The sequence below is a fragment of the Roseococcus sp. YIM B11640 genome, assembly GCF_049727625.1.
In the GTDB taxonomy this organism is placed as follows: domain Bacteria; phylum Pseudomonadota; class Alphaproteobacteria; order Acetobacterales; family Acetobacteraceae; genus Roseococcus.
Window position 1 is genome coordinate 65,811 of sequence record NZ_JBBJOZ010000001.1, and the last position, 23,921, is coordinate 89,731.

The 23,921-nt window shown below is 69.9% G+C and carries 28 protein-coding genes and 1 other RNA gene; 12 read left to right on the forward strand and 17 right to left on the reverse strand.

Going from position 1 to position 23,921, the window contains the following annotated elements; all coding sequences use genetic code 11:
• Positions 1 to 15: 15 nt before the first annotated feature.
• The 6 genes from WJM96_RS00295 to WJM96_RS00320 all read right to left on the reverse strand — a co-directional run bounded on the left by WJM96_RS00295 (position 16) and on the right by WJM96_RS00320 (position 4,572).
• A complete protein-coding gene (locus WJM96_RS00295; RefSeq protein WP_424810417.1) occupies positions 16 to 690 on the reverse strand; it encodes an RraA family protein in 675 nt (224 codons plus the stop codon).
• Positions 691 to 738: 48 nt separating this feature from the next.
• A complete protein-coding gene (locus WJM96_RS00300; RefSeq protein WP_424810418.1) occupies positions 739 to 2,607 on the reverse strand; it encodes an ABC transporter ATP-binding protein/permease in 1,869 nt (622 codons plus the stop codon).
• The gene (locus WJM96_RS00305; RefSeq protein WP_424810419.1) at positions 2,604 to 3,254 is read right to left on the reverse strand and encodes a hypothetical protein; all 651 of its coding nucleotides are present in this window, start codon (positions 3,252 to 3,254) and stop codon (positions 2,604 to 2,606) included. Before WJM96_RS00305 ends, WJM96_RS00300 begins: the two co-directional genes overlap by 4 nt.
• 2 nt (positions 3,255 to 3,256) lie before the next feature.
• On the reverse strand, positions 3,257 to 3,421 hold the full coding sequence (locus tag WJM96_RS00310; protein ID WP_424810420.1) for a DUF1328 domain-containing protein: 165 nt from the start codon (positions 3,419 to 3,421) through the stop codon (positions 3,257 to 3,259).
• A gap of 143 nt (positions 3,422 to 3,564) precedes the next feature.
• Positions 3,565 to 3,762, reverse strand: a complete 198-nt coding sequence (locus WJM96_RS00315; protein WP_424810421.1) for a CsbD family protein — start codon at positions 3,760 to 3,762, stop codon at positions 3,565 to 3,567.
• A 90-nt stretch (positions 3,763 to 3,852) separates the two neighbouring features.
• Positions 3,853 to 4,572: a PhyR family response regulator anti-anti-sigma factor gene (locus WJM96_RS00320; protein ID WP_424810422.1), complete on the reverse strand. Its 720-nt coding sequence runs from the start codon at positions 4,570 to 4,572 to the stop codon at positions 3,853 to 3,855.
• 308 nt (positions 4,573 to 4,880) lie between these two features.
• On the opposite strand from WJM96_RS00320, the gene WJM96_RS00325 reads away from it, so the two are divergent.
• From WJM96_RS00325 to WJM96_RS00335, 3 genes are all read left to right on the forward strand, one after another.
• Positions 4,881 to 5,510, forward strand: coding sequence for a sigma-70 family RNA polymerase sigma factor (locus WJM96_RS00325; protein WP_424810423.1), 630 nt, complete (start codon positions 4,881 to 4,883; stop codon positions 5,508 to 5,510).
• A 9-nt stretch (positions 5,511 to 5,519) separates the two neighbouring features.
• Positions 5,520 to 5,726, forward strand: a complete 207-nt coding sequence (locus tag WJM96_RS00330) for a NepR family anti-sigma factor (RefSeq protein ID WP_424810424.1) — start codon at positions 5,520 to 5,522, stop codon at positions 5,724 to 5,726.
• A gap of 197 nt (positions 5,727 to 5,923) precedes the next feature.
• Positions 5,924 to 6,916, forward strand: a complete 993-nt coding sequence (locus tag WJM96_RS00335) for a hypothetical protein (protein WP_424810425.1) — start codon at positions 5,924 to 5,926, stop codon at positions 6,914 to 6,916.
• Positions 6,917 to 6,918: 2 nt separating this feature from the next.
• Here WJM96_RS00335 and WJM96_RS00340 read toward each other — a convergent pair whose 3' ends face one another.
• Genes WJM96_RS00340 through gloB form a run of 4 tightly spaced genes read right to left on the reverse strand, consistent with a single transcriptional unit; the run spans position 6,919 to position 8,887 of the window.
• Positions 6,919 to 7,092 (reverse strand): hypothetical protein, encoded by a 174-nt coding sequence (locus WJM96_RS00340; RefSeq protein WP_424810426.1) that lies wholly within the window; start codon positions 7,090 to 7,092, stop codon positions 6,919 to 6,921.
• A gap of 22 nt (positions 7,093 to 7,114) precedes the next feature.
• A complete protein-coding gene (locus WJM96_RS00345) occupies positions 7,115 to 7,720 on the reverse strand; it encodes an SAM-dependent methyltransferase (protein ID WP_424810427.1) in 606 nt (201 codons plus the stop codon).
• A complete protein-coding gene (locus tag WJM96_RS00350) occupies positions 7,717 to 8,157 on the reverse strand; it encodes a cupin domain-containing protein (protein WP_424810428.1) in 441 nt (146 codons plus the stop codon). Before WJM96_RS00350 ends, WJM96_RS00345 begins: the two co-directional genes overlap by 4 nt.
• Before the next feature lies 1 nt (position 8,158).
• A complete protein-coding gene (gene gloB, locus WJM96_RS00355; RefSeq protein WP_424810429.1) occupies positions 8,159 to 8,887 on the reverse strand; it encodes a hydroxyacylglutathione hydrolase in 729 nt (242 codons plus the stop codon).
• 44 nt (positions 8,888 to 8,931) lie between these two features.
• Here gloB and WJM96_RS00360 point away from each other — a divergent pair, with 44 nt between their 5' ends.
• Positions 8,932 to 9,666, forward strand: coding sequence for a methyltransferase domain-containing protein (locus WJM96_RS00360; protein ID WP_424810430.1), 735 nt, complete (start codon positions 8,932 to 8,934; stop codon positions 9,664 to 9,666).
• Here the strand turns inward: WJM96_RS00360 and recR are convergent.
• From recR to ffs, 4 genes are all read right to left on the reverse strand, one after another.
• Positions 9,650 to 10,234: a recombination mediator RecR gene (gene recR / locus WJM96_RS00365; RefSeq protein WP_424810431.1), complete on the reverse strand. Its 585-nt coding sequence runs from the start codon at positions 10,232 to 10,234 to the stop codon at positions 9,650 to 9,652. The two genes, WJM96_RS00360 and recR, sit on opposite strands and share 17 nt — an antisense overlap.
• 4 nt (positions 10,235 to 10,238) lie before the next feature.
• Positions 10,239 to 10,562, reverse strand: a complete 324-nt coding sequence (locus WJM96_RS00370; protein ID WP_424810432.1) for a YbaB/EbfC family nucleoid-associated protein — start codon at positions 10,560 to 10,562, stop codon at positions 10,239 to 10,241.
• Entirely contained in the window at positions 10,563 to 12,461 is a 1,899-nt protein-coding gene (locus tag WJM96_RS00375) for a DNA polymerase III subunit gamma/tau (protein WP_424811800.1), read from the reverse strand. It abuts the gene before it with no gap.
• A gap of 31 nt (positions 12,462 to 12,492) precedes the next feature.
• An RNA gene (gene ffs / locus WJM96_RS00380) (signal recognition particle sRNA small type) lies at positions 12,493 to 12,590 on the reverse strand.
• Positions 12,591 to 12,909: 319 nt separating this feature from the next.
• Between ffs and nudC the strand changes: the two genes are divergently transcribed.
• Together nudC and WJM96_RS00390 are read left to right on the forward strand one after the other, a co-directional pair.
• A complete protein-coding gene (nudC, locus tag WJM96_RS00385; RefSeq protein ID WP_424810433.1) occupies positions 12,910 to 13,833 on the forward strand; it encodes an NAD(+) diphosphatase in 924 nt (307 codons plus the stop codon).
• Entirely contained in the window at positions 13,830 to 14,114 is a 285-nt protein-coding gene (locus WJM96_RS00390; RefSeq protein WP_424810434.1) for a hypothetical protein, read from the forward strand. The genes nudC and WJM96_RS00390 overlap by 4 nt, the downstream gene beginning before the upstream one ends.
• 238 nt (positions 14,115 to 14,352) lie before the next feature.
• Here WJM96_RS00390 and acs read toward each other — a convergent pair whose 3' ends face one another.
• Together acs and WJM96_RS00400 are read right to left on the reverse strand one after the other, a co-directional pair.
• Positions 14,353 to 16,290 (reverse strand): acetate--CoA ligase, encoded by a 1,938-nt coding sequence (acs, locus tag WJM96_RS00395; RefSeq protein WP_424810435.1) that lies wholly within the window; start codon positions 16,288 to 16,290, stop codon positions 14,353 to 14,355.
• Positions 16,291 to 16,476: 186 nt separating this feature from the next.
• Positions 16,477 to 16,791 (reverse strand): hypothetical protein, encoded by a 315-nt coding sequence (locus tag WJM96_RS00400; protein WP_424810436.1) that lies wholly within the window; start codon positions 16,789 to 16,791, stop codon positions 16,477 to 16,479.
• 249 nt (positions 16,792 to 17,040) lie between these two features.
• On the opposite strand from WJM96_RS00400, the gene WJM96_RS00405 reads away from it, so the two are divergent.
• From WJM96_RS00405 to WJM96_RS00430, 6 genes are all read left to right on the forward strand, one after another.
• Positions 17,041 to 18,546 (forward strand): replicative DNA helicase, encoded by a 1,506-nt coding sequence (locus WJM96_RS00405; protein ID WP_424810437.1) that lies wholly within the window; start codon positions 17,041 to 17,043, stop codon positions 18,544 to 18,546.
• Complete coding sequence (alr, locus tag WJM96_RS00410; RefSeq protein ID WP_424810438.1) at positions 18,547 to 19,590, forward strand: alanine racemase; 1,044 nt, start codon at positions 18,547 to 18,549, stop codon at positions 19,588 to 19,590. It begins immediately after the preceding gene.
• Positions 19,587 to 20,372 carry an MlaE family ABC transporter permease gene (locus tag WJM96_RS00415; protein ID WP_424810439.1) on the forward strand — a complete coding sequence of 262 codons (786 nt, stop codon included), beginning with the start codon at positions 19,587 to 19,589 and terminating at the stop codon, positions 20,370 to 20,372. The genes alr and WJM96_RS00415 overlap by 4 nt, the downstream gene beginning before the upstream one ends.
• Positions 20,369 to 21,145 (forward strand): ABC transporter ATP-binding protein, encoded by a 777-nt coding sequence (locus tag WJM96_RS00420; RefSeq protein WP_424810440.1) that lies wholly within the window; start codon positions 20,369 to 20,371, stop codon positions 21,143 to 21,145. The genes WJM96_RS00415 and WJM96_RS00420 overlap by 4 nt, the downstream gene beginning before the upstream one ends.
• A gap of 153 nt (positions 21,146 to 21,298) precedes the next feature.
• Positions 21,299 to 21,943 (forward strand): YciI family protein, encoded by a 645-nt coding sequence (locus WJM96_RS00425; protein ID WP_424810441.1) that lies wholly within the window; start codon positions 21,299 to 21,301, stop codon positions 21,941 to 21,943.
• A gap of 13 nt (positions 21,944 to 21,956) precedes the next feature.
• Entirely contained in the window at positions 21,957 to 22,796 is an 840-nt protein-coding gene (locus WJM96_RS00430) for a DMT family transporter (protein ID WP_424810442.1), read from the forward strand.
• Between the two features lie 124 nt (positions 22,797 to 22,920).
• Here the strand turns inward: WJM96_RS00430 and WJM96_RS00435 are convergent, their stop codons facing one another.
• Positions 22,921 to 23,913, reverse strand: a complete 993-nt coding sequence (locus tag WJM96_RS00435; protein WP_424810443.1) for a Bug family tripartite tricarboxylate transporter substrate binding protein — start codon at positions 23,911 to 23,913, stop codon at positions 22,921 to 22,923.
• Positions 23,914 to 23,921 lie beyond the last annotated feature (8 nt).

The window sequence follows — 23,921 nt, forward strand, 5'->3', positions numbered from 1 at the left end:
GCCATGCGCCTCCGCTCAGACCCCGGCGCAGCCCTTTTCCTTCAGGCTCGCCACCACCCAGTCGCGCGGCCACTTGCCGGCCTGGATGTCCTTCTCGGCCTGGATCTCCTTCATCTGGTGCTTCTCCGCATCCGCGATCACCTGCTCCGCATCCGCGAGCGGCACCACCACGATCCCATCCTCGTCGCAGCAGATGAGGTCGCCCGGCATCACCACCTGGTTGCCGCAGGACACGGGATAACCGATCTCTCCCGGACCATCCTTGAACGGCCCGCCCGGATTGTGCCCGCGCGCCCAGACGCCGAGGTCCATCTTCGCCAGCGACGCCACGTCGCGCACCGCCCCGTCCACGATCACGCCGCCGAGCGCGCGCTTCACCGCATGGCCCAGCATCAGGTCGCCCATGATGCCGACCGAGAGATCGCCATTGCCGTCGGCCACGATGATGTCGCCCGGCTCCGCCATGTCCACCGCGCGATGCAGCAGCAGGTTGTCGCCCGAGCGCGCCTTCACCGGAAAGGCCGGGCCGCAGAGCTTCTGGCGGCCGCCGAAGGCGTGGAAGGTGCCCGAGAAGGACTGCAGGCGGTTCATCACGTCGCCGATATTGGCGACGGGCAGCTTGGCCGCGCGGGCGACGAGCGCGGCGTCCACGCGCTGGGTGACAGGCTTGATACGAAATCCGACGGTCATGGCATTCCTCCTTGAGGCGCGCATGGCACCACGAAGGAGGGACCTCGGCTAGGCCGGGCTGCTGCGCGTCTTGCCCCAGCGGATGCGGCGCGCCTTCTCCGGCCGCGGCGGCAGCTTCGCCATCGCGCGCGGCCATTGCCGCTTCGTCGCGCGCTTGGCCGGCCGCACCAGCCGCGCGCCGCCCTCCGCCCGCGCGAGGTTCAGCGTGCGCGTGTGGAAGGCCGCCAGGCCCGGCCGATGGCCGATCGAGACCAGCGCCGATTCCGGCAGCTCGTCGAGCACGAGCTGCATCATCGCGTCCTGGTTCTCCTCGTCGAGCGCGGCCGTCGCCTCGTCCATGAAGATCCATTTCGGCCGGTGCAGCAGCAGCCGCGCGAAGCCCAGCCGCTGCTGCTCGCCGAGGCTGAGGACGCGGTCCCACCGGTCCTCGTTGCCGAGCTGCTCGACCAGCCGCTCCAGCCCCACCTTGCCCAGCGCCTCGGCCAGCGCTTCCTTCTCGAAGCTGTCCGGCGCCGCCGGGTAGGAGATGGCGGACTGCAAGGTGCCGAGCGGCAGATACGGACGCTGCGGCATGAACATCATGTCGGTGCGCGGCGGCGTGCGGATCTCGCCCGCGCCCCAGGGCCAGAGCCCGCCGATGGCACGGAAGAGCGTGGACTTGCCGGTGCCGGATTCGCCCTGGATCAGCACTCGCTCGCCCGGCTTGATCTCGGCCGAGGCGTCATTGATCACCGTCGTCCCATTGGAGAAGGCGACCTCCAGATTGTTGAGCACGAGGGAATCGCCGCCCTCATGCACTTCGATCGTGGGCTGGTCCGGGTCAGCGACGAGCGCATCGAGCTCCTCGATCACGTCGCGGAAGGTGACCACGCGCTGCACCGCGCTGCGCCACTGCGCGATGAGGCCGAAATTATCCACGAACCAGTTGAGCGCGCCCTGCACCTGGCCGAAGGCCGCGCCGATCTGCATCAGCCCGCCCAGCGTGATCGCCCCCGCGAAATAGGCCGGCGAGGCCACGATGGTCGGGAAGATCATCGCCAGCGTCCCATAGGCGCTGGTGAGCCACATGAGGTTGCGCTGGCTCCGCATCAGCCCCCGCCAGGAGGTCACGACGCTGCCGAAGAGCGAGGTCAGCCCGCGCCGCTCGTCCTCCTCGCCGCGGATCAAGGCGATACCCTCGCCGCTCTCCCGCGCGCGGTTCAGGCCGAAGCGGAAATCCGCCTCGGCGGCCGACCGCTCGACGTTCAGCCGCACCATGGGCCGCCCCACCAGCCAGGTCAGGAAGGTTCCCAGCAGCGCGTAGAGCAGCGCCGCCCAAACCATGTAGCCGGGGATTTCCATCTCGCGTCCGGCCAGCGCCAGATGCAGCGGGCCCGAGATGGTCCACAGGATGCCGATGAAAGCCGTCAGCATCATGAGCGAGTTGATAAGCCCCACCGCGAAATCCACCGCGAGGTCGGTCGAGATCCGCACATCCTCGGAGATCCGCTGGTCCGGATTATCGGTGTTGCCCGCCATCTCCAGCTGGTAGTGCCGGCCCTCGCGCAGCCAAGCCTCGACGAGGTGGCGCGTCAGCCATTCGCGCCAGCGCAGCTGGATGAGCTGCTTCACGTAGAGCTGGTACACGGCCACGATCATCGAGAGCGCGGCGAGGCCGAGGAAGAAGAAGATCTGGTTGCGGAAGGCCGCGCCGTCGCGGTTTTCCAGCGCGTTGAAGAAGTCGCGATTCCAGAGGTTGAAGCGGATCTGGATCAGCACCTGGCTGATGGTCAGGAAAAGCAATAGCGCGATGAGCCATCGCGCGTTTCCGCGATCGGGGGCGCGAAGCCAATTGCCGGTGATGGAAGCAAAAGCCCGGACGGTATTCTCCGCCTCATGCGATCCGAGGAGGCGGCCGTCGTCCGTTTGTTGGCTCATGGGCGTGGCTCTGGGAGACCTTCGAGGGAGGAGGGGTCGCGGCCGATACGGCGCGCGTCGATGGCGGCGAATTCGCCCCGCTGGGTACCGGGGCCCTGCGCGGATATCGTCTCGCCATTGCCGAGCCGCGATGCCAGCTGCTTGTGCATGGCCGTGGTCAGGCGGATCGCGCCGCCTTCCGCGAGGATGACCCCCATGGGCTCGCCCTGAGGGTTGAGCATGGGCGCGAGAATGCGCCCCGTCAGCGTCAGCTCGTCACGGCCGGATGCCATGTTGGCGAACCAGGCGGGGCGCTCCACGAAGTTCGCGGCGTCCGAATCCGTCCTGGCCCAGGCCAGCATCATCACGACGGGCGCGGTGCGGGCCCGGATGCCCCAGACCGCCAGCGGCCCGCCGCGCTCCGTCGCCGCCATGAGGGCCTCGGCCTCGGCGGAGGGAAAGAGGAACTGCGTTCCTTCGCGGAAGATGCCGCGATCGATCTCGCCGGCCGGGTTGGCAACCCAGCGGTCGAGCCTGCCCGAATAGGAGGGGAGCTGTGTCGGGTCGAACCAGAGCGTGAGGCCGCCATGATCGGCTGCGGGCGCTGGGGCGGAATAGGCGATCAGCCCGGCCGCGGCCCCGCCGAGCACCATGCGCCGCCGCGGCATCGTCAGAGGCTCACGCCGCGGCCGGTGAGCAGCGAAACGGCAAAGAGGACGAGGAAGACGAAGAACAGCACGCGGGCGATGCCCGTGGCGGTGGACGCGACCCCGCCGAAGCCCAGGACGCCGGCGATCAGCGCGACGACCAGGAAGATGATGGTCCAGGTCAGCATGGCGATGCTCCTTTCGCCGCCCACGCGGCAGCACCGGAACTGTGTCCGCGTCGGCTATCGACCGGCTCGGCCGGCTGGCGGAGACGGAAGTCGCCGGCCCGATGGACCGGCGATCCCGAAACCGCGCCGGGAGCGCGGTTGCCTTAGTGGCGCGCTTCCCAGGCCTTCACCTGAGCCTCGGCCTCGTCCTTGGCGATGCCGTAGCGCTCCTGGATCTGGCCCACGAGCTGGTCGCGCTTGCCCTCGATGACCGTCAGGTCGTCGTCGGTCAGCTTGCCCCACTGCTCCTTCACGGAGCCCGTCATCTGCTTCCAGTTACCCTTGATGGTGTCCCAGTTCATTTGCGTTTTCTCCTGCAAAAAGGCCGCTTTGCGGACTGTGGAGAGAACGCCGGACGGCATTCCTGGTTGCAGCGCCGGGCAAGCCTCCGATCAGGGCAGCGGCACGCGCCCGGCCGTGATCGCCTGGTAGGTGAAGATGGCCAGCGTCACCGGGTCGAAGGGCTTGCGCATGACGAAGGCGGGCTCGACTCCCTCGGCGGTCAGCAGCTGCTCGGGATAGGCGGTGACGAAGATCACGGGCACCTGGCTGTTGGCGAGGATGTTCCGCACCGCCACGATGCCGTTGCCCCCGCGGCCGAGATTGATGTCGGCCAGCACCAGCCCGGGCTTGGCCTCCTGCGCCACGCGGATGGCCTCCGCCTCGCTCGCCGCGATGCCGACGACGCGATGCCCACACCCTGTGACCAGCATCCGCAGGTCCATCGCGATGACGGGCTCGTCCTCGATGATGAGCACGTCCGTCGCCGCCGCGGCGCGCACGGCGTCCCTCGCCTGGGAGAGGCGGGCGGCGGCCACATCCTCGTCGAGGCCGGTGACGAGGGCGGCGTCGGCCAGCGACAGCTCCTCGAGGGTGGTCAGCAGAAGGAGGTGCCGGCCGAGCGGCTCGGTACGGACGGGGCCGGGGTGCTCGGCATTCTCGGTCTCGCGGGTGATGCCGGCATAGAGGGCGAGCTTGGGCGGCAGGTCCTCGGGCAGGGCGCCGAGCACCTTCGCCACGATCGCGTCGCCTTCGGCCTGGGTACCCGTCAGCGCCCGCGCATAGCGGCGGGCATAGGGCAGAACGGCGATCAACTCGGCGGCGGATGTCATGCGGGAAACTCCTGCGAGCCAGATGTCAGGCTACGACGCCATGGCGAAAGAGGGGAGATGAGCGCGAAGGGGCCTGGACAGGCTCCTGCCGGGGACGGACGGCGCGTTCCGCCGGCGGCGCAAGCGCGCCTTGCCAGCCCCTGGAGGTAAAATGGATTGCAGTCCGGTCCGATCATTGTCATCCTAACGGGCCGCAACCTTAAGGGTTGCGCCCGTGGGAAGCCCCAGGGAAATTTTTTTCGCGGCAGATGCAACGCCCGACGCGAACCGGAGTTTTGAGGGGTATGCGAAGCAACGAGGACCCCGAGATGCGAACGAATGGACCGGACGAGATTGTCCGTGACGACGTCGCCGAATCGCCGCACCCCGCCTTCCACGATCTTCTGATCGCGACCCTGCCTTCGCTCCGGCAGCAGGCGCTGGCGCTGACACGCCACCGCGCCGATGCGGAGGATCTGGTGCAGGCAGCGGTCACGAACGCGTTGGCTGCGCAGCATTCTTTCGAGCCAGGCACGAATTTTCGCGCCTGGATGACGCGCATTCTGCGTAACCGCTTCTTCTCCAATTTCCGCCGCCGTCGCGAGACGGTGGACATCGACGATGCCCCTTCCTCCCTGCTCGGCCGCAGCGGTGGCCAGGAGGAGAGCATCGCGATGAAGGAGCTCCGCGCCAACCTGGCCCGCCTGCCGGCGGACCAGCGGCTCGTGCTCCTGATGATCTCCGTCCAGGGCATGTCCTATGACGAGGCTTCGGCGCAGCTCGGTGTGGCCGTGGGCACGCTGAAGTGCCGCGTGTTCCGCGCCCGGCGCCAGCTGAAGCTGTGGATGCTCGGCGAGGACGAGGAAGAAGCTCCTGCCCGCAAGCGTGAGGTGCGGCCCGCGCGTCGCGCCTCCGCCAACCGGGCGGAGCGGGCTGACGAAGGCTTGCGCCTGTCTTAAGGAACTGCGGTGGCCGACAGTCCTGATGGCTCGGCGAAGGGCGCCGTGACGGCGCTGCGGCCGAAAAATGCCGGGCGGAGCCGAAAGGCTCCGTCCGACGTCGCATTTGACGCTTGGCTCGACCGCGGTCTTCACGCCATGTTCGACAACGTCGCCCAGGAGCCCATACCGCAGGAGCTCCTCAATCTGATCGAGCGCGACCGCAACCGCCGCTGATTTTTTGGCGGGCAGTGAAACCACAGCGCCTTCTCCTTCGTTAACCGACAGCCGAGTGCATTTCGCGTCTGCTAGGGGTTGTCGCTGCGATGGACGGAACTCGCTTCCTTGAGAAACAAGGTAAGCCGCAGGAATCTGCGCTCGTTTGCTTTCTGGACACCCCTTGGGCCGAGAATTGGGGGCGCGCCCGCCACCTCATGACCCGCTTCGCACGGGAACGCACCGTCTTCGTGGTGGAACCCGCGGTCACCAGCGACCAGGCCTGGCTGCGCGTGACGCCCTGCACGGAAACGGGCGTGCAGGCCGTGACGCTCGGCCTCCCGGATCCGGGCAACGCCGACGAGCAGCGCCATGCGATGGATCTCCTGATGGCCCGGGTCGGCCCGGCTTCCGCCTGGTACTGCTGCTGCGAGGCCATCGGCTTTTCCGACCACATTCCCTGGCTCTCCATCGTCTATGACCGGCTCGGCCCGAACGAGCTTCATTCCGAGGCGCATCTGATGCGGGCCGCCGATCTGGTCGTCGCCTCGTCGCCGGAGCTGTCGGCCTATGGGCCGGAGATCCATCTCCTGCCCAACGGCGTGGACCAGGGCCATTTCGCCCGGGCGCGCGATCTGATCCCCGAACCCGCGGACCAGCTGCACATCCCCCGTCCCCTGATCGGCTATCTCGGACCGGTGGACGGGCGCCTGGATACCGCGTTGATCGCCCGCCTGGCGTCCCTCCGGCCCCACTGGCACTTCGTCTTCCTGGGCCCCATTCACATGCCGGAGGCCGAGCTTCCGCTGGCCCCCAACCTTCATTTCCTCGGTCCGAAAGCCTACCGGCGCCTCCCCGCCTACCTGTGCCACTGGGATGCCGCCTTCCTGCCGCTGCGGGCGGATGCTCCCGCGCAGGAGGAAACGCGCGCCTGGGACATGCTGGCCGCGGGACGTCGTATCGTGGCCGCCCCGGCGCCGGGTCTGGTGGAGGCCTTCGGCCGGATTTCGGCGGTGAGCTTCGCGCAGGATGCCGAAGGCTTCGTCCAGGGCCTGGACGCCGCGATGTCGATGACCGACGTCAGCGACTTCGTCGCCATCGACGATCTACTGGACGGCATGGGCTGGGACACCGTCTATGGCCGCGCGGCGGCGCTGATGCGGAAGGTGGAGCGCGCCTCGGCCTATGCGGGCGCGCGCCTCTCGGCCTGATCCTACTTGGATGGCTTCGGCTTGGCAGGTGTCCGGCTGACCGCCGGGTCGCCGCTCTTGATGGGCGGCGGCATGTTCTCCTCGAGAACCTGCTCGGTCTTGTGCCGCGCGCTATCGGGGCGGCCCTTGGGCTCGTCTTGCGGCGTGGCGGGAGGGGTGCGGGGCTTCTTGTCCATGGCGGGTCAACCGCCGGGCGGGTCAGGGGTTGCGGAGCACCCCCCGCACGACCTCGGCCAGGCCCTGGTGGCGCGGCCCCTCGTCCAGCCGCACGGCGCCTTCCGTCAGCTCCAGCACTTCCAGCGAGGGGAAGGCGGCCTCCACGATGGCGCGGGTCCAGAGCAGGGACGGGTCCTTGGGGCCGCCGCTGCGCCGTCCTTCCTGCGCGGGCGAGAAGCCTTCCAGGATCAGCAGCCCGCCCGGCCGCAGCGCGCGCCGGCAGCCGGCCGCGGCGCGGTCGCGATCGCCGGGCGGCAGGTGCATATAAATCCAGGCGATGACGTCGAATGCCGCTTCCGGCCAGTCCCAGCCGGCGGCGTCGCCCTGGCGGGCATCGATCGCCACACCCTCTGACGCCGCGAATTCCCGCGCCTTGGCCACGCCCACGCCGGACCAGTCGAGCGTGGTGACGGCAAGCCCCTGCTTCGCCAGCCAGACCCCGTTCCGCCCCTCGCCATCGCCGAGCGACAATGCCGTCATGCCCGCTCGCAGGCGGCGCGCCTGGGCCTGCAGGTACTCGTTGGCCGTGGTCCCGAATTGGAAGCCGCCGCCGGAATAGCGCTCGTCCCAGGCCAGTGAGGTGCTCATGCGGGCTCCCATCCGGGCGGGGCCATCTCGAAGCCCGAGAACTGGAAGGCGGGGGAGACCGTGCAGCCGCACAGCACCCAGCCATCCTCCGGGGCCGCCGCCTGCCATTGCCCGCGCGGCACCATGGCGAAGGGCGCCTGCCCCGCGCCGAGATCGGGGCCGAGAAGCCGCTCCGTCACCTCATGCCCGTCGGCCGAGAGGCGCAGGCGCAGCGCCCCGCCGCCATACCAGTGCCAGGCCTCGTCCGCATCCACGCGGTGCCAGTGGCTGCGCTCGCCGGGGGCCAGGAGATAGTAGATGGCCGTGCCGGCGCCGCGCCCGCCGCCGGGCGGGGTATCGCGCCAGATCTCGCGGAAATGCCCGCCCTCCGGATGCGGCTGAAGGCCGAGCGCCTCGATCAGCCGCGCGGGGTCGAGGCGGGGATCGTCCAGCCTCATCTCAGCGGAAGTTGTCCTTGCCCTTCCGCAGCTCCGCGAAGTGAGCCACGTCGCGGGCATGCAGGAAGGGGTTGATGGCCTTCTCCGTGCCGATCGTCGTGGGCAGGGTCGGCTTGCCCTCGGCGCGAAGCGACTTGGCCAGCGTCTCGAAGGATTTCAGCGCCGCGTTCTCCGGCTCCACGCTCAACGCGTAGCGGATGTTGGAGAGCGTGTACTCGTGCCCGCAGCAGACCCGCGTCGCGGCCGGAAGCGCCGCGAGCCTGGCCAGCGAGTGGAACATCTCCTCGGCCGTGCCCTCCAGCAGGCGGCCGCAGCCGGCGGCGAAGAGCGTGTCGCCGCACATCACGGCATCGCCCGTCGGGAAGTGCCAGGAAATATGACCGCGCGTGTGGCCGGGCGTGTCGATGACCACCGCCTCGCTCTGGCCCAGCGAGAAGCGGTCGCCCGGCTTCACGGCCAGGTCCAGCTTGGGCAGGCGCGCCGAGTCGTTGGCGTTGCCCGTGACCTTGGCGCCCGTCTGGGCCGCGAGCTCGGGAATGCCGTCGATATGGTCGCCGTGGTGATGGGTGATGATCAGCCAGTCGAGCCGCCCGCCCTCGGCCTTCACGAAATCCGCGATGGGGCCGACGACGGCGGCATCCACCACGGCGGTGGTCCCGGTGGCGTCGTCGCGCAGGAACCAGGCGTAGTTGTCGTCGAGGATGGCGATGGGCTTCACGGTCAGGCTCATGGCAAGGCCTCCCTGCAACTGGATGTAACGCCTATATCCCCCGCATGAGCGGAGAGGTCCACGCCCTGCCGAGATTCTACGCGAGCCCGCTGGGCCGCGTCGCCGCGCGGCTGGTGGGCGCGCGGATGGCGGCGCTCTGGCCGGATTGCACGGGTCTCGACATGCTGGGGCTCGGCTGGGCCGGCCCCTACATGGCGGCCTGGGCCGGGCAGGCCGGGCGGCGCGTGCTGCTGACGCCGGCCGATCTGGGCCCCGCGCCCCCCGGCACGGCGGCGGCCGAGGAAGACCGCCTGCCCCTGCCCGACAGCAGCTTCGACCGCATCCTCCTCGTCCATGGGCTGGAGATCAGCGAAACCGGGCGCGCCTTGCTGCGCGAATGCTGGCGCGTGCTGCGCGACGACGGGCGGCTGATGGTGGTCGTGCCCAACCGACTGGGAAGCTGGGCGCTGTTCGACCACACGCCCTTCGGCCAGGGCCGCCCCTATTCGCGAGGCCAGCTCCAGCGCCTGCTGGAGCAGCAGCTCTTCCGCATGAGGCGGCGCGAGGCCGCGCTCTTCGTGCCGCCCTTCCCCTCCGGGACGCTGCTGCGCGGGGCGGGGGTATGGGACCGCGCGGGAAGGCGCTTTGTGCGGCGCCTCGCGGGCGTGACGCTCATCGAGGCGGAGAAGGACATGCTGGCGGCCATCCCGGCCGGACGCGTGCCGCTGCGGAGGCGCGTCGTCGTGCCGGTGCCGGCACGCTTCGCCGCCGCGAAGCGGGAAACTACCGCCGCGCCCTGAAGGCGGCGGCCAGCGTCCCGTCGTCCAGCACATCGAGCGCGCCGCCCATGGGCACGCCCTGCGCCAGCCGCGTGACCGCGACGCCCACCGGCCGCAGCCGGTCCATCAGGTAATGCGCGGTGCTCGCGCCCTCGACGGTCGCGGGCAGGGCCAGGATGATCTCCCGCGCGGTACTGGCGCGCGAGAGAAGGGCCGGGATGGAGAGATCCTCCGGCGCCACGCCGCCCAGCGGCGAGAGCACGCCGCCCAGCACGTGATAGGCGCCGTGATGCGCCTGCGCGCGTTCCAGCGCCCAGAGGTCGGCGACGCCTTCCACCACGCAGATCAACCCCTGGTCCCGGTGCGGGTCGGAACAGACGCGGCACGGGTCGGCCGCATCCAGGTTGCCGCAGATCGAGCAGGGCTTCACCGCCTCGGCCGCCGCGCGCAGCGCCTCGGCCAGCGGCAGCATGCGGCTGTGCGGATCCATCAGCATCCGCAAGACGGCCCGCCGCGCGCTGCGCCGGCCGAGGCCGGGCAGCTTCGCGAGCAGGCCGATCAGATGCTCGACGGGATCGTCAGGCGCCATGCGCTCAGAACGGGAGCTTCAGCCCCGCGGGAAGGCTCATGCCGGCGGTGGCCTTCTGCATCTCCTCGGCCATCGTCGCCTCGACCTTCTGCTTGGCGTCGGCATGCGCGGCCACGATCAGATCCTCGAGCACCTCGCGCTCGTCGGCGGCCATCAGCGAGGGGTCGATGGTGATGCGGCGCAGGTCGCCCTTGCCGGTCAGCCGTACCTTCACCATGCCGGCGCCGGACTGGCCCTCGACCTCGGTGGCCTCGAGCTTGGCCTGCATCTCCGCCATCTTGGTCTGCATCTGCTGAGCCTGCTTCAGCATGTTGCCGAGATTCTTCAATCAATCCTCCTCTGGGATATCGGGGTCGAAGCCCGCGGGCTCGGCGTCGGGCGGGGCGAAATCGGGCAGGTCGGGCTCGTCCTGCGCGATGACGGGCAGCAGGCCATAGGCGTCCACATTCTCGTCGCGCACGGCTTCGAGCTTGGCCTCCGGGAATTCCTGCAGGATGGCCTGCACCAGCGGGTGGTTCAACGCGGCGGTGCGGCGATCGGTCTCCGCATTGCGGGACTGCTCGGCCAGGGTGACTTCGCCGGGCGCATTGGACAGGGCGACAGTCCAGCGCTCGCCGGTCTTGGCCTCCAGCATGGAGGCGAGCTGAGCGCCGAGGTCGCGCGGCGCCTGCGGCCGGACGCGGATCTCGACCTGCCGCGGGGCGATCCGCACCGGGTGCACGTCATGCAGCAGATGCGCGTGCAGCAGCGCATGCGTGCCCGAGGCCAGCGCCACGACCTCGCGCCAGGCGGTGGGGCGCGGCAGGGCGACGGCTTCCGGCGCGGCCTCCATGACGGGGGCGCCGCCGGCCACCGCCCGCAGCCCGCCCGATCCACCGGAAGGCGCGGGCGAGCCGGAAGCCACGGTGCCGCCGGATTCCAGCCGTTTCAGGATATCGCCCGGCGTCGGCATCTCGGCGACATGGGCGAGGCGGATCAGCACCATCTCGGCCGCCGCGCGGCGGTCCGGGGCGGCCAGCACCTCCTCGATCCCCTTGAGCAGCATCTGCCAGGCGCGCGTCAGCATCGGCACCGAGAGGCGCCGGGCCAGCGCCGCGCCGCGCACGCGCTCGGTCTCCGGCAGGCCGGCATCGTCCGCCAGCGCCGGGATGGCCGCGAAGCGCGTCAACATGTGCACCTGCTCCAGCAGGTCCTGCATGACGGTCGCGGGGTCGGCGCCGCGCTCGTGGGCCTCCTGCATGCGGCGGAGCGCCGTGGGCAGCTCGGCCGACATCACGGCTTCCAGGATGTCGAAGACCAGCGCGCGGTCGGCGAGGCCCAGCATCTCCTGCACGCTCTCGGCCGAGACGGCGGCATCCTCGCCGCCGAGCGCGATCGCCTGGTCCAGCAGCGAGAGCCCGTCGCGCACCGAGCCGTCGGCGGCGCGGGCCAGCATGGCGAGCGCGCCGTCCTCGACCTCCGCTCCCTCCTTGGCCGAGATGCCGCGGAAATGCGCGCGCAGCCGTTCCTCGGGAACGCGCTTCAGCGAGAAGACCTGGCAGCGGCTGCGGATGGTGATGGGCACCTTCCTCAGCTCGGTCGTGGCCAGGATGAAGGTGATGCTGGGCGGCGGCTCCTCCAGCGACTTGAGCAGGGCGTTGAACGCCTGCTCCGTCAGCATGTGGACCTCGTCCAGGATGAAGACTTTCTGCCGGCCCTGGGCGGGACGGAACCTCAGCGCTTCCCGGAGTTCGCGAACATCGTCGATGCCGCGATTCGACGCCGCGTCCATCTCGATCACGTCGGGATGACGGTCGGCGAGAATCGCCACGCATTCCGGGCAGACGCCGCAGGGATCGGCCGTGGGGCCGCCCTTGCCGTCCACGCCGATGCAGTTGAGCGCGCGGGCGATGATGCGGGCGGTGGTCGTCTTGCCCACGCCGCGCACGCCGGTCAGCAGGAAGGCGTGGTGGACCCGGCCGCGCGCGAAGGCGTTCCGCAGGGTGCGGACCAGCGCCTCCTGCCCGATCAGGTCGTCGAAATTCTGCGGGCGGTATTTCCGGGCCAGCACGCGATAGGGCGTGGGCTTGGGCGCCGGCGCGACGGGCGGGGGCGCCGCCAAGGGGGCGTCAGCCACGGGCGCGGGGGGCGGTGGATCGTCGAAGCCGAAGAGGCCGGGCCCCTCGGGGGGCGGCGGTTCGGGGATGCCCTCCTCGGGGCTGATGTCGCCGGTCAGGTCGCTGGCCATCATCCACGCCGAGTAGGGGAAAGCGCATTCGGGTGGAAGGCCGGACATCGACCCGGGCAAGAACCCGTTACGGCTGCTTCCTTCCGGACCTGACCGGGTTGGCGAGGAGCCCGTCCGCGCCGACCTTCCGGGAGTGCATATAGCACGCCCGCCGCGCCTTTGCATGGGGGGGCCCAGGCCAGCGACGGGTCGCGTTGGCGCAAAGGTCCACCCGCCGGGAAACCGGCGTCCCGCCTTCGCGTTCCCCCTTCATGACCGAGCACAAGCACCAAATGACCACGACCGAGGTGCGCCAGGGACAGACCCTGAACATGACCCGCTGGGTCCTGATCGGCGGCCTCTGCCTCGTGATCCCGGCCTTCGCCGCGGCCTGGTACTTCCTGGCGGGCTGATCGCGCGGGCGTAACGGCCGGTTGGCGGCCGCTCGAGGGCATGGCAGGTTGCGGCCATGCTCATGATCCCTGCCAGCCGCGAGAACGTCTACACCGGCAGCCCGCTCGACCGGGTTTCGGGCAAGCGCGACGATGCGGACTGGATCCAGGCCCAGCTCCAGGACGAGGCCGCGCTTTTCGTGCCGGTCTGGCGATCGCGCAACCTCATGCGCGGCGTCGAGCAGGGTGAGCCCCATGCCGTGCTGCTGAGCCGCTCCGGCGCCGAGGCCGTTCGCATGGCGGGCGGCCCCTGGGCCTTCCTCGGCCTCTGGGAAAAGCGCCCGGTCTTCGCCGTGGATTGCTCCGAGACCGACGATCCCCTGCCCCTGCTGCCGCCCGCGATGGGCGCCTTTTCCGATCTGCGCATGGTCGCGGGCCTGCTGCCGGAGGGCGAGGCGAGCGTCCTGGCGCATGCCCGCGGGCTGATGCACTGGCGCGTGAAGCACCGCTTCTGCGGCGTCTGCGGCACGGGCATGGAGCCGCGCAGCGCGGGCAATTCCATGTCCTGCCCGGGCTGCGCGGCGCAGCATTTCCCGCGCACGGACCCGGCCGTGATCATGCTCGTGGTGCGGGGCGACCACTGCCTGCTCGGCCATTCGCATCGCTTCCCCAATGTGAAGATGTACTCGACCCTCGCCGGCTTCGTGGAGCCGGGCGAGAGCCTGGAGGAAGCCGTCCGGCGCGAGGTGATGGAGGAGGCCGGCATCGCCGTCGGCCTCGTGCGCTATCACTCGTCCCAGCCCTGGCCTTTCCCAGCCTCCATCATGCTCGGCTTCTATGGCGAGGGGCTGACGGAGGACATCGTCATCGACCCGGACGAGCTGAAGGACGCGCGCTGGTTCAGCCGCGCCGAGCTTCGCGACCCCGAGGCGCATGGCTTCGCCCTGCCGCGCGTGGATTCCATCGCGCGGCGCCTGATCGAGGATTGGCTCGCGGCATGATTCGCTTTTCCCTCCCCGCCCTGCTGGTGGCCGCCGCCTGCGCGAGCCCGGTCCCCGTGGTGCCCGCCCCGGTCATGACCAATGCGGAATGCGCGCGCGAAGCGCGGACGAGCCGCGAAGTGCGCCAGACCTTCCGCGAGGAGAATGCGGAGAACCAGTCGAACATGCGCCGCGTGCAGTCCGAACGGAACGTCGCGCTGCGCAGCGAGTACGACGACTGCCTGCGCAGCCACGGCCTGCCCGTCTCGGGCGGTGTGGAGCCGGTCCGGCGCCTCGACTAGCGAATCGGGCGGCGCCACCCGCACGAAACGCGAACGCCTTAGCGGTCTATTAACCGAATCACCACAAGGGCTTGTGGCTGGCCTCCCCGGCCAAAGGGTCAGCGATTCGTTCGCGCGACTCGGAGAAGGGCCTTGATTCCAAGCGATTCATTTTCCGGGATTTTCGCCCGGATTCACTCTATGTTCCGCCCTTCGCCGAACCATTCCCAGGCCTGAATTAAAGCCGGGGGCAGGTGGCCTACCCCACCCGGTTCTCCACCAGGTCCTGCACCACCGCCGGATCGGCCAGAGTCGAGGTATCGCCCAGGCTGTCCGTCTCGTTGGCCGCGATCTTGCGCAGGATCCGGCGCATGATCTTGCCCGAGCGCGTCTTGGGCAGGCCAGGCGCCCACTGGATGGCGTCCGGCGTCGCGATGGGGCCGATCTCCTTGCGGACCCAGGCCACCAGCTCCTTCCGCAGAGCCTCGGTCGGCTCCTCCCCGGCGACCAGCGTCACATAGGCGTAGATGCCCTGGCCCTTGATGTCGTGCGGCATGCCCACGACTGCGGCCTCGGCCACCTTGGGGTGCGCCACCAGGGCGCTTTCCACCTCGGCCGTGCCCATGCGGTGGCCGGCGACGTTGATCACGTCGTCCACGCGGCCGGTGATCCAGTAGTAGCCGTCCGCGTCCCGCCGCGCGCCGTCGCCCGTGAAGTAGAGGCCCGGGAAGGTGGAGAAATAGGTCTGCACGAAGCGGGCATGGTCGCCATAGACCGTCCGCATCTGGCCGGGCCAGCTGTCCCTGATGACGAGGTTGCCCTCCGTCGCGCCCTCCAGGAACTTGCCCTCGCCATCCACCAGCGCGGGCTTCACGCCCGGCAGGGGCAGGGTGGCCGAGCCCGGCTTCTGCGCCACGGCGCCCGGCAGCGGGGAAATCAGGATGCCGCCCGTCTCCGTCTGCCACCAGGTATCGACCACCGGGCAGCGCTCGTCGCCGACCACGCGGTAGTACCAGAGCCAGGCTTCCGGATTGATGGGCTCGCCCACCGAGCCGAGGACGCGCAGCGATTTGCGCGACGCCTTCTTCACCGGCCCCTCGCCCTCGCGCATCAGCGCGCGGATGGCGGTGGGCGCCGTGTAGAAGATGTTGACCTGATGCTTGTCCACGACCTGCCACATGCGGCTGGAATCGGGGTAGTTGGGCACGCCCTCGAACATCAGCGTGGTCGCGCCGTTCGCGAGGGGGCCGTAGACGATGTAGGTGTGGCCGGTCACCCAGCCCACATCCGCCGTGCACCAGTAGATCTCGCCGGGGCGGTAGTCGAAGACCAGCTCATGCGTGAAGCTGGCCCAGACCATGTAGCCGCCCGTGGTGTGCAGCACGCCCTTGGGCTTCCCGGTCGAGCCGCTGGTGTAGAGGATGAAGAGCGGATCCTCCGCGTTCATCCGCTCCGGCTCGCAGGTCGCGGGCTGCTTGGCCGCCATCTCGTGCCACCAATGGTCGCGCCCCGCCTGCATGGCGACCTCGCTGCCCGTGTTGCGGACGACGAGGACGTGCTGGATCGAGGGGCAGGTCTTCAGCGCCTCGTCGGCATTGGCCTTCAGCGGCACCTTGCGCCCGCCGCGGCGGCCCTCGTCGGCCGTCAGCAGCACCGAGCACTCGGAATCCTGGATGCGGCTCGCCAGGCTGTCGGGCGAGAAGCCGCCGAAGACGATGGAATGCACCGCGCCGATACGCGCGCAGGCCAGCATGGCCACGGCCGCCTCGACGATCATGGGCAGGTAGATGCAGACGCGGTCGCCCTTCTTCACGCCGAGCGCGCGCAGGGCGTTGGCGATGCGGCAGACATGGGCATGCAGCTCGGCATAGGTCGTCTTGCTGTCGGCGCTGGGGTCGTCGCCTTCCCACAGGATGGCGACCTGGTCGCCGCGCCCCGCCGCAATGTGGCGATCCAGGCAGGAGACGGAGGCGTTGAGCTCCCCATCCTCGAACCACTTGATCGAGACGTCGCCGTGGAAATCCGTGTTCTTGATCTTCGTCGGCTCGCGCATCCAGGCGATGCGGGACATTTCCTTCCGCCAGAAGCCGTCGGGATCGCGTGCGGCCTGCTCGACCATGGCGGCCCGCTTCTCGGCGGTGACGCGCGCCTTGGCGGCGATCTCGGGCTTGATGGCGATCAGCGCGTCATCCGACATGGATCCCTCCCTCTGCGGAACTGTTTCCGGGACAAAGGCATGCCGCGTCCGCGCTCGTCAATGGACGCGAAAAAAACCCCCTCCGGAAAGTTCCGGAGGGGGGCGAGGTGCCGGCGCAGTCAGGCCGGGTTGGGTTGGGAGAGACCGTAGTAACGCGGCAAACAGCGGTTAGTTTGCCTCCCGCGATCAGTTGGCGCGGGGCGCGGTCGGCGCCGGCGTGGTCGCGGCGGTACCGCTGGGCTGGGCCGGCCGCACGGGGGCGGCAGCCTGGCCGGCGGGCGCCGGGGTGGCCGGACGGGTCGCCGAGGCCTGGCCGCCGGGATTGGCCGGGGTGGCGGGCGTCGCCGGCGTCACGACGCGGGCGGACGGGGTTGCGGGCGCCGCGGCCGCGGGGCGCTGCGTGCCGGTGGGCGCGCTGCCGGCGTTCTGGCCGGTGGCGAAGGCGGGAGCCGCGCTGACGAGAAGGGCGGAAGCAATCAGGAGAGGGCGAAACGAGAGCATCGTGTTGTTCCTCCTTGGAACCACGGCGATCCGGGTCTGGGGCGCCGTGTGAGGACAAGGTTGTCCGCGGCCCGGGGCTGGGTTTGGGCGCGCTCAAGGTGATTCGGCGGCGATGAGGGCACCTTCGCGGCAAATGCGGCCCGGCCGCCGCAATCCCTTCGACAACGGGAAGGTCCGGTCGAGTTGCCCACGTTATCCACAGACCGCCCCATGGCGGCGCCCCGGCCTTCGCGGGTAGGATGGGGGCATATGAACAGCATCCAGCCCCCTAACGAGGACCGCGGCCTCTTCGGCCTCGGCACGCGCCTCCCCCCGGCCAGCATGGAGGCGGAGCAGGCGCTGCTCGGCGCGCTGCTGGCCAACAACAAGGCCTATGAGCGCGTTTCCGAGTTCCTGGAGGCCCAGCACTTCGTGGATGCCATCCACGGCCGCATCTACGCCGCCATCCAGCGCCGGGTGGAGAATGGACAGCTCGCCGACGCCGTGACGCTGCGCCACGAGTTCGAGCACACGGGCGAGCTCGAGGAAGTCGGCGGCACCGCCTATCTGGCGCAGCTTCTGGGCGCCATGGTCGGCATCGTGAACGCGGGCGAATACGGCCGGCTGATCCATGACTGCTTCATCCGCCGCCAGCTGATCGACCTCGGCGAAACCGTGGTGAACCGTGCCTTCGGCGCCGAGCCGGAGCTCCAGGGCAAGGACCAGATCGAGGCGGCGGAGCAGCAGCTCTTCGACCTCGCCAGCGAGAAGGCGAGCGAGGGCGGCGCCATCACCTTCGAGCGCGCGCTGACGCGCGCGGTCGAGATCGCGGCCAAGGCGAAGGAGAATGGCGGCGGCGTCTCCGGCCTTTCCTCGGGCCTGCGCGACCTCGATGCCAAGATGGGCGGCCTGCACGACTCGGACCTCATGATCCTCGCCGGCCGTCCCGGCATGGGTAAGACGGCGCTCGCCACCAAGATCGCCTTCGGCGCCGCCCAGGCCCTGCTGCGCGAGGCGGAGCAGACCGGCGGCCGGCCCGGCCAGGTCGCGATCTTCTCGCTGGAAATGAGCTCGGACCAGCTCGCCAACCGTCTTCTCTCCGAGGCCAGCCGCATCCAGGGCGACCGCATCCGCCGCGGCGAGATCAGCCAGCGCGAGTTCGACCATTTCGTGGGCGTGAGCCGCGAGCTCGCCTCGCTGCCGATCCTCATCGACGACACGCCGGCCATCACGCTTTCCGCGCTGCGCACGCGCTGCCGGCGCATCCAGCGCACGCGCGGTCTGCGCTTCATCGTGGTGGACTACCTTCAGCTCATGCGCCCCGCCGCCGGAACGCGGCCCGAGTCGCGCGTGCTGGAAATCAGCATGATCACGCAGGGGCTGAAGGCCATCGCGAAGGAGCTATCGCTGCCGGTGATGGCGCTGTCCCAGCTCTCCCGCGCGGTGGAGCAGCGCGAGGACAAGCGGCCGCAGCTGTCGGACCTTCGTGAATCGGGCTCGATCGAGCAGGACGCCGACAGCGTCATGTTCGTCTATCGCGACGACTACTACCTCAAGCAGCGCGAGCCGAAGATCACGAACTTCCCAGACGATTCGAAGTTCCAGGACGCCATGACGCGCTGGCAGCAGGACATGGAGCGCGCGCACAACAAGGCGGACCTCATCATCGCCAAGCAGCGCCACGGCCCCACCGGCACCATCCCGCTCTTCTTCGAGGCCGAGTTCACCCGCTTCGGTGACCTCGACACCACCCATGCACAGAGTTATGGCGACTGAATGCCGTCCCAGGGTCTGCTGACAATCGACTGCGGCGCGGTCGTCCGGAACTGGCGCCGTCTCTGCGGGATCCATGCGACGGGCGCGGTGGCGGGCGTGGTGAAGGCGAATGCCTACGGCCTCGGCGTGCAGCGCATCGCGCCGGCGCTGCTGCAGGCCGGCTGCCGCCATTTCTTCGTCGCGACGCCCGGCGAGGGCGACTATCTGCGCAAGCTGCTCGGCGAAGGCCCGATGATCGCCGTGCTGAACGGCTACGACCCGGCCATGCGTCCCGACCTGACGCCGGTCATCAACAGCCTGCCGCAGCTGCGCGCCGCGAAGGGCCCGGTGATCCTGCAGGTGGATACGGGCATGTCGCGCCTAGGGCTCGACGCGGAGGAAGTGGAGGCCATCGCGCGCGATCCCGGCCTGCTGGCGCATGTCGAGATCCTCTACGTCATGACGCATCTCGCGGCGGCGGAGGATGCGGCGCATCCGGTGAACGCCGCGCAGATCGACCGCTTCGCCGAGCTCTGCCTGAAGCTGCCGCGCGCGCGGCGCTGCGTCGCCAATTCCTCCGGCATCTTCCTGGGCGGCCGCTATGCGAGCGACCTCGCCCGGCCGGGCTGCGCGCTCTACGGCATCAATCCCACGCCGGGCCGCCCGAACCCGATGGAGCAGGTCGTGCGGCTGGAGCTGCCTGTGCTGCAGATCCGCCGCATCGGCGCGGGCGAGACGGTGGGCTACGGCGCCGGCTGGCTGGCCGCGCGCCCCTCGCGCATCGCGACCTGCGCGGGCGGCTACGCGGATGGCCTTTTCCGCTCCCTGGGCAGCGGGATGCGCGGGCAGTTCCGTGGCGCCACCGTGCCCCTCGCCGGGCGCATCTCCATGGATGTGTGCAGCTTCGACGTGACCGACGTGCCGGATGCGGTGCCCGGCGACATGATCGAGATCATCGGCCCCTGGCAGGACCCCGACGCGCTGGCCGAGATCGCGGGCACCATCGGTTACGAAGTGTTGACGGCCCTCGGCAGGCGCTACCGCCGCCGCTACATTGCCGCATGAGCTGGTTGCTGGACTTCCTCGCGCTGCTCGGCCGCGGCCTGATCTCGGCCTGCCGGTCGCTCGGCGAAATCACCATCTTCGCGGTGGTGGGCGTGAGCGCGATCCTGCGCCCGCCCTTCCAGTTCCGGCAGTTCGTCCGGCACTTCGTCGAGATCGCGTATTTCTCGCTGCCGGTGGTGGCGCTGACGGCCTTCTTCACCGGCATGGTGCTGGCGCTGCAGAGCTTTACCGGTTTCTCGCGCTTCAATGCGGAAAGCGCGATCGCCTCCGTCGTCGTGCTCTCCGTCACGCGGGAACTCGGGCCGGTTCTCGCCGCGCTCATGGTCGCGGGGCGCATCGGCGCCGCCATGGCCGCCGAGATCGGCACCATGCGCGTCACCGACCAGATCGACGCGCTGACGACCCTCAGCACCGATCCGATGAAGTATCTCGTGGCCCCGCGCCTGCTGGCGGGCACGCTCGCCATGCCGCTGCTCGTCGTGGTCGCGGATATCCTGGGCGTGGCGGGCGGCTTCCTCATCGGCACCGTGAAGCTCGACTTCGTGCCGCAGCTCTACCTGCAGCGAACCTTCGACGTGCTGGAGATGGTGGACGTGCTGAGCGGCCTCGCGAAGGCGGCCGTGTTCGGCTTCGTCATCGCGCTGATGGGAGCCTGGTGCGGCTATACCTCCAAGGGCGGCGCGCAGGGCGTGGGCCAGGCGACGACGCGGGCGGTGGTGATGGCCTCCATCCTCATCCTCGCGCTCGACTACGCGCTGACGGAGGTCTTCTTCTCGCGATGACGGAGGATGTCCCCAAGATCCGGCTACGCGGGCTGCGGAAGGCCTTCGGGCCGAAGCATGTGCTGGACGGCGTGGACCTCGACGTCCATGCGGGCCGCTCGATGGTGCTGCTGGGCGGCTCGGGCTCCGGCAAGTCGGTGACGATCAAGTGCATCCTCGGGCTGATCCAGCCGGACGAGGGGCTGATCGAGATCGACGGGCGCGATGTCTCGAAGCTCTCGCGCGACGAACGCGCCGCGCTGCTCGACCGTACGGGCATGCTGTTCCAGAACGGTGCGCTCTTCGACAGCCTGCCGGTCTGGGAGAATGTCTGCTTCAAGCTGCTGGCGCAGAAGCGCATCCGCCGCGCCGAGGCGCGCGACAAGGCGGCCGAGGTGCTGGAGCAGGTGGGCCTCGCGGCCAGCGTCGGCGATCTTTCGCCCGCGGAGCTTTCGGGCGGCATGCAGAAGCGCGTGGCGCTGGCGCGGGCCATCGCGGCCAAGCCCGACATCATCTTCTTCGACGAGCCGACCACGGGCCTCGACCCCATCATGGGCGCGGTGATCGACGGGCTGATCGTGGATTGCGTGAAGCGCCTGGGCGCCACCGCCTTCACCATCACGCACGACATGGCGAGCGCGCGCCGCATCGGCGATGAGGCGGCGATGATCCACAAGGGGCGGATCGTCTGGTCCGGCAGCGCCGCGGCGCTGGGCGACACGGGCAACGCCATGGTGGACCAGTTCGCCCGCGGCGAGCGCGAAGGCCCCATCCAGATGGAACTGCGGAAGTAGCGCCAGCGGGCGCGAGGTTGCAGGACCGCCATAACCATGGAGAATCCGGCCGCATAGCGGCCGGCGCCGCCCGCAAGCCCGTGCCGCCGGGCGAGCCAGCAGCGCGGCGAAGCCAAGCGCGGAGCGCGCATCCGGCGTCTGAGGGAGAAAACAATGGGCTACGCGATCATTGCCTGGGATGGGACCGACAAGGACGCGCTGGACCGCCGCATGGCGGTGCGCGACAGGCACATCGCCGTCATCACGCGCTGGGCGGAGCAGGGGCGTCTGAGCCTCGGCTTCCCCACCTTCCGCGCCGACGGCTCGGTCGCGGGTTCCATCATGATCCTCGGCGAGGAGGATGAGGTGGGCGCGAAGGAATACCTCCAGGAGGAGCCCTTCGCGCGCGAGGGCGTGTGGCAGAGCTACGAGGCGCGGCCCTTCCGCATCGCGCCGCTGCCCTACCAGCCCCTGCCGACCAGCGGCCCGACGCCGCCCAGGCCGACCCACAGCGTGATCATCGCCGAGGACGGCACGGATGCCGGTGCGCTGGCCCGCCGCATGGCGGCGCGCGAGGCGCATATGAAGCGGGTGAGCGGCCTGGCCGCCGACGGCACGCTGGCGCTGGGCGGCGCGCTGCTGAACGCGAAGGGCGAGATGACGGGCTCCATCGCCATCACCCGCCATCCGACCGAGGAGGAGGCCCGCGCCTTCTGGGCCGAGGACCCTTACGTTCAGCAGAAGGTGTGGCAGAAGATGCAGTACTTCGTGACCCGCTTCGCCCCCCTTCCCTACAAGGCGCTGCCCCAGCCAGCCTGATTCCGGATTCCGCTTGAGCGCAACTTTCGCCGGCATCGGCGCCCTGGTCCTCTGGTCCGTCCTCGCCCTGCTGTCGAGGCTGGCCGCGGGCGTGCCGCCGCTGCAATTGACGGCCATGAGCTTCGGCGTCGCGGGCACGCTCGGGCTCGTGGTGCTGGCGCTGCGCGGGGATCTGGGCGCGCTTCGGCAGAAGCCCATCGCCTGGCTGCACGGGATCGGCGGGCTCTTCGGCTACCACGCGCTCTACTTCGCGGCGCTCGCCTATGCGCCGGCCGTCGAGGCGAATCTGCTGAACTACCTCTGGCCGCTGCTGATCGTGCTCTTCGCGGGCCCGATCCTGGGCATGCGCCTGGGCGCGCGGCGGCTGACGGGCGTGGCTCTGGGCTTCGCCGGCTGCGCGCTGCTGCTGGGCGGCGGCGTGAACTTCCCGGCCGATGCCTGGTTCGGCTTCCTCTGCGCCGTGGGCTGCGCGGTGGTCTGGGCCCTCTATTCGGTGCTGGCGAAGCGGCTGTCCTCGGTGCCCACGGCGGCGGTGGTGGGCTTCTGCGCGGGCGCGGCCATGCTGGCGCTGCTGGCGCATCTGGCGGTGGAGCCGAGCGTGGTGCCGGATGGCCGCCAATGGGTGGCGGCGCTGCTGCTCGGACTGGGGCCCATCGGCGCGGCCTTCTTCCTCTGGGACATCGGCATGAAGCGCGGCGACCCGCGCCTGCTCGGCACGCTGGCCTATGCCGTGCCGGTGGCCTCGACGCTGCTGCTGATCGCCACGGGCGAGGGGCGGATGGGCTGGAACGTGATGGCCGCGCTCGCATTGGTCGTGGGCGGCGGCTGGCTGGCGGCCACCGCGAAGGCTTGACCGTACGGGAATATGTTCCCAGTTCCTGAATCGCGATGGGGCGAAGTTTGTCCGCCGACCCGCGGCAGCGCGTTCCGGTAAGATAGTAAGATAGTAAGGCGGCGCCCCGGCGCAGCCCCTAAGCCTATGATTCGACGCGGATGTTGGCGGCGCGCACGACCTCGCCCCAGCGCTTCACCTCGCTGTCGACGAAGGCGGTGTACTCGGCCGGGCTCATCCGGCCCTCGGGCGTCATCGCCATACCCTTCAGCAGATCCTTGGCCTCGGTCGTCGCCAGCCAGCCCGCGAGGCCCTGGTTCCACTTGGCCACGATGTCCGCGGGCATGCCGGCGGGGCCGGACAGGCCGTACCAGGCATTCGCCACCATCTGCGGATAGCCCTGCTCGGCCCAGGTCGGGACATCGGGGTACTCGGCCATCCGCTCGCGCGAGGCCACGGCGAGGCAGCGCACCCGCCCCGCCTGCACCTGGGCGCCGTGCGAGGACATGTTGTCCGAGATCAGTTCCAGCTGGCCCGCGATCAGGTCCGTCTGCGCGGGTGCCGAGCCGCGATAGGAGATGTGCTGCACCGGAATGCCCAGCGTGCGGCCCGCCAGCTCGCCCGTCAGGTGCCCGAGGCTGCCGATGCCGCCCGAGCCGAAGCTCGCCGGCGTGCCGCGCGCCTTCACGGCGGCGACGAGGCCCGCGAGGTCGCGATACGGCGCGTTGACGTTGGCGAGGAAGACCATCGGCCCGCTGCACACCAGCCCGAGATGCGTGAAGTCGTTCATCGGGTGGTACTGGAGGTCGGAATAGAGGCTCGGCGCCACGCCATGGGCCGCGCTGCTGGTGATGATGACGGTGTAGCCATCGCCCGGCGCGCGGGCCGTGTAGGTGGTGCCGATCCGACCACCCGCGCCGCTGCGGTTATCCACGACAAAGGGCTGACCGAACTCGCGCTCCATGAAGCGCCCGTAGGAGCGGCCGATCGCGTCCAGCGAGCCCCCGGCCGCGAAGGCGATGACGATGCGGACCGGCCGGTTCGGCCAGGGGCCTGTCGCCGTCTGCGCACGGGCCAGGGAGGGCAGGGCCAGCGCGGAACTGGCGGCGAAGGCCGCGCGGCGGGTCAGCATCGTCATGAAGTCTC

What these genes read in the sequence shown, in the direction of transcription:
- WJM96_RS00405 (WP_424810437.1), top strand. Translation starts at nt 17,041, where the DNA reads ATGAACAGCATCCAGCCCCCTAACGAGGACCGCGGCCTCTTCGGCCTC.
- WJM96_RS00320 (WP_424810422.1), bottom strand. Translation starts at nt 4,572, where the DNA reads ATGACATCCGCCGCCGAGTTGATCGCCGTTCTGCCCTATGCCCGCCGC.
- WJM96_RS00435 (WP_424810443.1), bottom strand. Translation starts at nt 23,913, where the DNA reads ATGACGATGCTGACCCGCCGCGCGGCCTTCGCCGCCAGTTCCGCGCTG.
- WJM96_RS00300 (WP_424810418.1), bottom strand. Translation starts at nt 2,607, where the DNA reads ATGAGCCAACAAACGGACGACGGCCGCCTCCTCGGATCGCATGAGGCG.
- WJM96_RS00420 (WP_424810440.1), top strand. Translation starts at nt 20,369, where the DNA reads ATGACGGAGGATGTCCCCAAGATCCGGCTACGCGGGCTGCGGAAGGCC.
- WJM96_RS00310 (WP_424810420.1), bottom strand. Translation starts at nt 3,421, where the DNA reads ATGCTGACCTGGACCATCATCTTCCTGGTCGTCGCGCTGATCGCCGGC.
- WJM96_RS00295 (WP_424810417.1), bottom strand. Translation starts at nt 690, where the DNA reads ATGACCGTCGGATTTCGTATCAAGCCTGTCACCCAGCGCGTGGACGCC.
- WJM96_RS00345 (WP_424810427.1), bottom strand. Translation starts at nt 7,720, where the DNA reads ATGAGCACCTCACTGGCCTGGGACGAGCGCTATTCCGGCGGCGGCTTC.
- recR (WP_424810431.1), bottom strand. Translation starts at nt 10,234, where the DNA reads ATGGCGCCTGACGATCCCGTCGAGCATCTGATCGGCCTGCTCGCGAAG.
- WJM96_RS00425 (WP_424810441.1), top strand. Translation starts at nt 21,299, where the DNA reads ATGGGCTACGCGATCATTGCCTGGGATGGGACCGACAAGGACGCGCTG.
- WJM96_RS00315 (WP_424810421.1), bottom strand. Translation starts at nt 3,762, where the DNA reads ATGAACTGGGACACCATCAAGGGTAACTGGAAGCAGATGACGGGCTCC.
- nudC (WP_424810433.1), top strand. Translation starts at nt 12,910, where the DNA reads ATGCTCATGATCCCTGCCAGCCGCGAGAACGTCTACACCGGCAGCCCG.
- WJM96_RS00350 (WP_424810428.1), bottom strand. Translation starts at nt 8,157, where the DNA reads ATGAGGCTGGACGATCCCCGCCTCGACCCCGCGCGGCTGATCGAGGCG.
- WJM96_RS00390 (WP_424810434.1), top strand. Translation starts at nt 13,830, where the DNA reads ATGATTCGCTTTTCCCTCCCCGCCCTGCTGGTGGCCGCCGCCTGCGCG.
- WJM96_RS00400 (WP_424810436.1), bottom strand. Translation starts at nt 16,791, where the DNA reads ATGCTCTCGTTTCGCCCTCTCCTGATTGCTTCCGCCCTTCTCGTCAGC.
- WJM96_RS00335 (WP_424810425.1), top strand. Translation starts at nt 5,924, where the DNA reads ATGACCCGCTTCGCACGGGAACGCACCGTCTTCGTGGTGGAACCCGCG.
- WJM96_RS00415 (WP_424810439.1), top strand. Translation starts at nt 19,587, where the DNA reads ATGAGCTGGTTGCTGGACTTCCTCGCGCTGCTCGGCCGCGGCCTGATC.
- WJM96_RS00340 (WP_424810426.1), bottom strand. Translation starts at nt 7,092, where the DNA reads ATGGACAAGAAGCCCCGCACCCCTCCCGCCACGCCGCAAGACGAGCCC.
- acs (WP_424810435.1), bottom strand. Translation starts at nt 16,290, where the DNA reads ATGTCGGATGACGCGCTGATCGCCATCAAGCCCGAGATCGCCGCCAAG.
- WJM96_RS00325 (WP_424810423.1), top strand. Translation starts at nt 4,881, where the DNA reads ATGCGAACGAATGGACCGGACGAGATTGTCCGTGACGACGTCGCCGAA.
- gloB (WP_424810429.1), bottom strand. Translation starts at nt 8,887, where the DNA reads ATGAGCCTGACCGTGAAGCCCATCGCCATCCTCGACGACAACTACGCC.
- WJM96_RS00360 (WP_424810430.1), top strand. Translation starts at nt 8,932, where the DNA reads ATGAGCGGAGAGGTCCACGCCCTGCCGAGATTCTACGCGAGCCCGCTG.
- WJM96_RS00375 (WP_424811800.1), bottom strand. Translation starts at nt 12,461, where the DNA reads ATGGCCAGCGACCTGACCGGCGACATCAGCCCCGAGGAGGGCATCCCC.
- alr (WP_424810438.1), top strand. Translation starts at nt 18,547, where the DNA reads ATGCCGTCCCAGGGTCTGCTGACAATCGACTGCGGCGCGGTCGTCCGG.
- WJM96_RS00305 (WP_424810419.1), bottom strand. Translation starts at nt 3,254, where the DNA reads ATGCCGCGGCGGCGCATGGTGCTCGGCGGGGCCGCGGCCGGGCTGATC.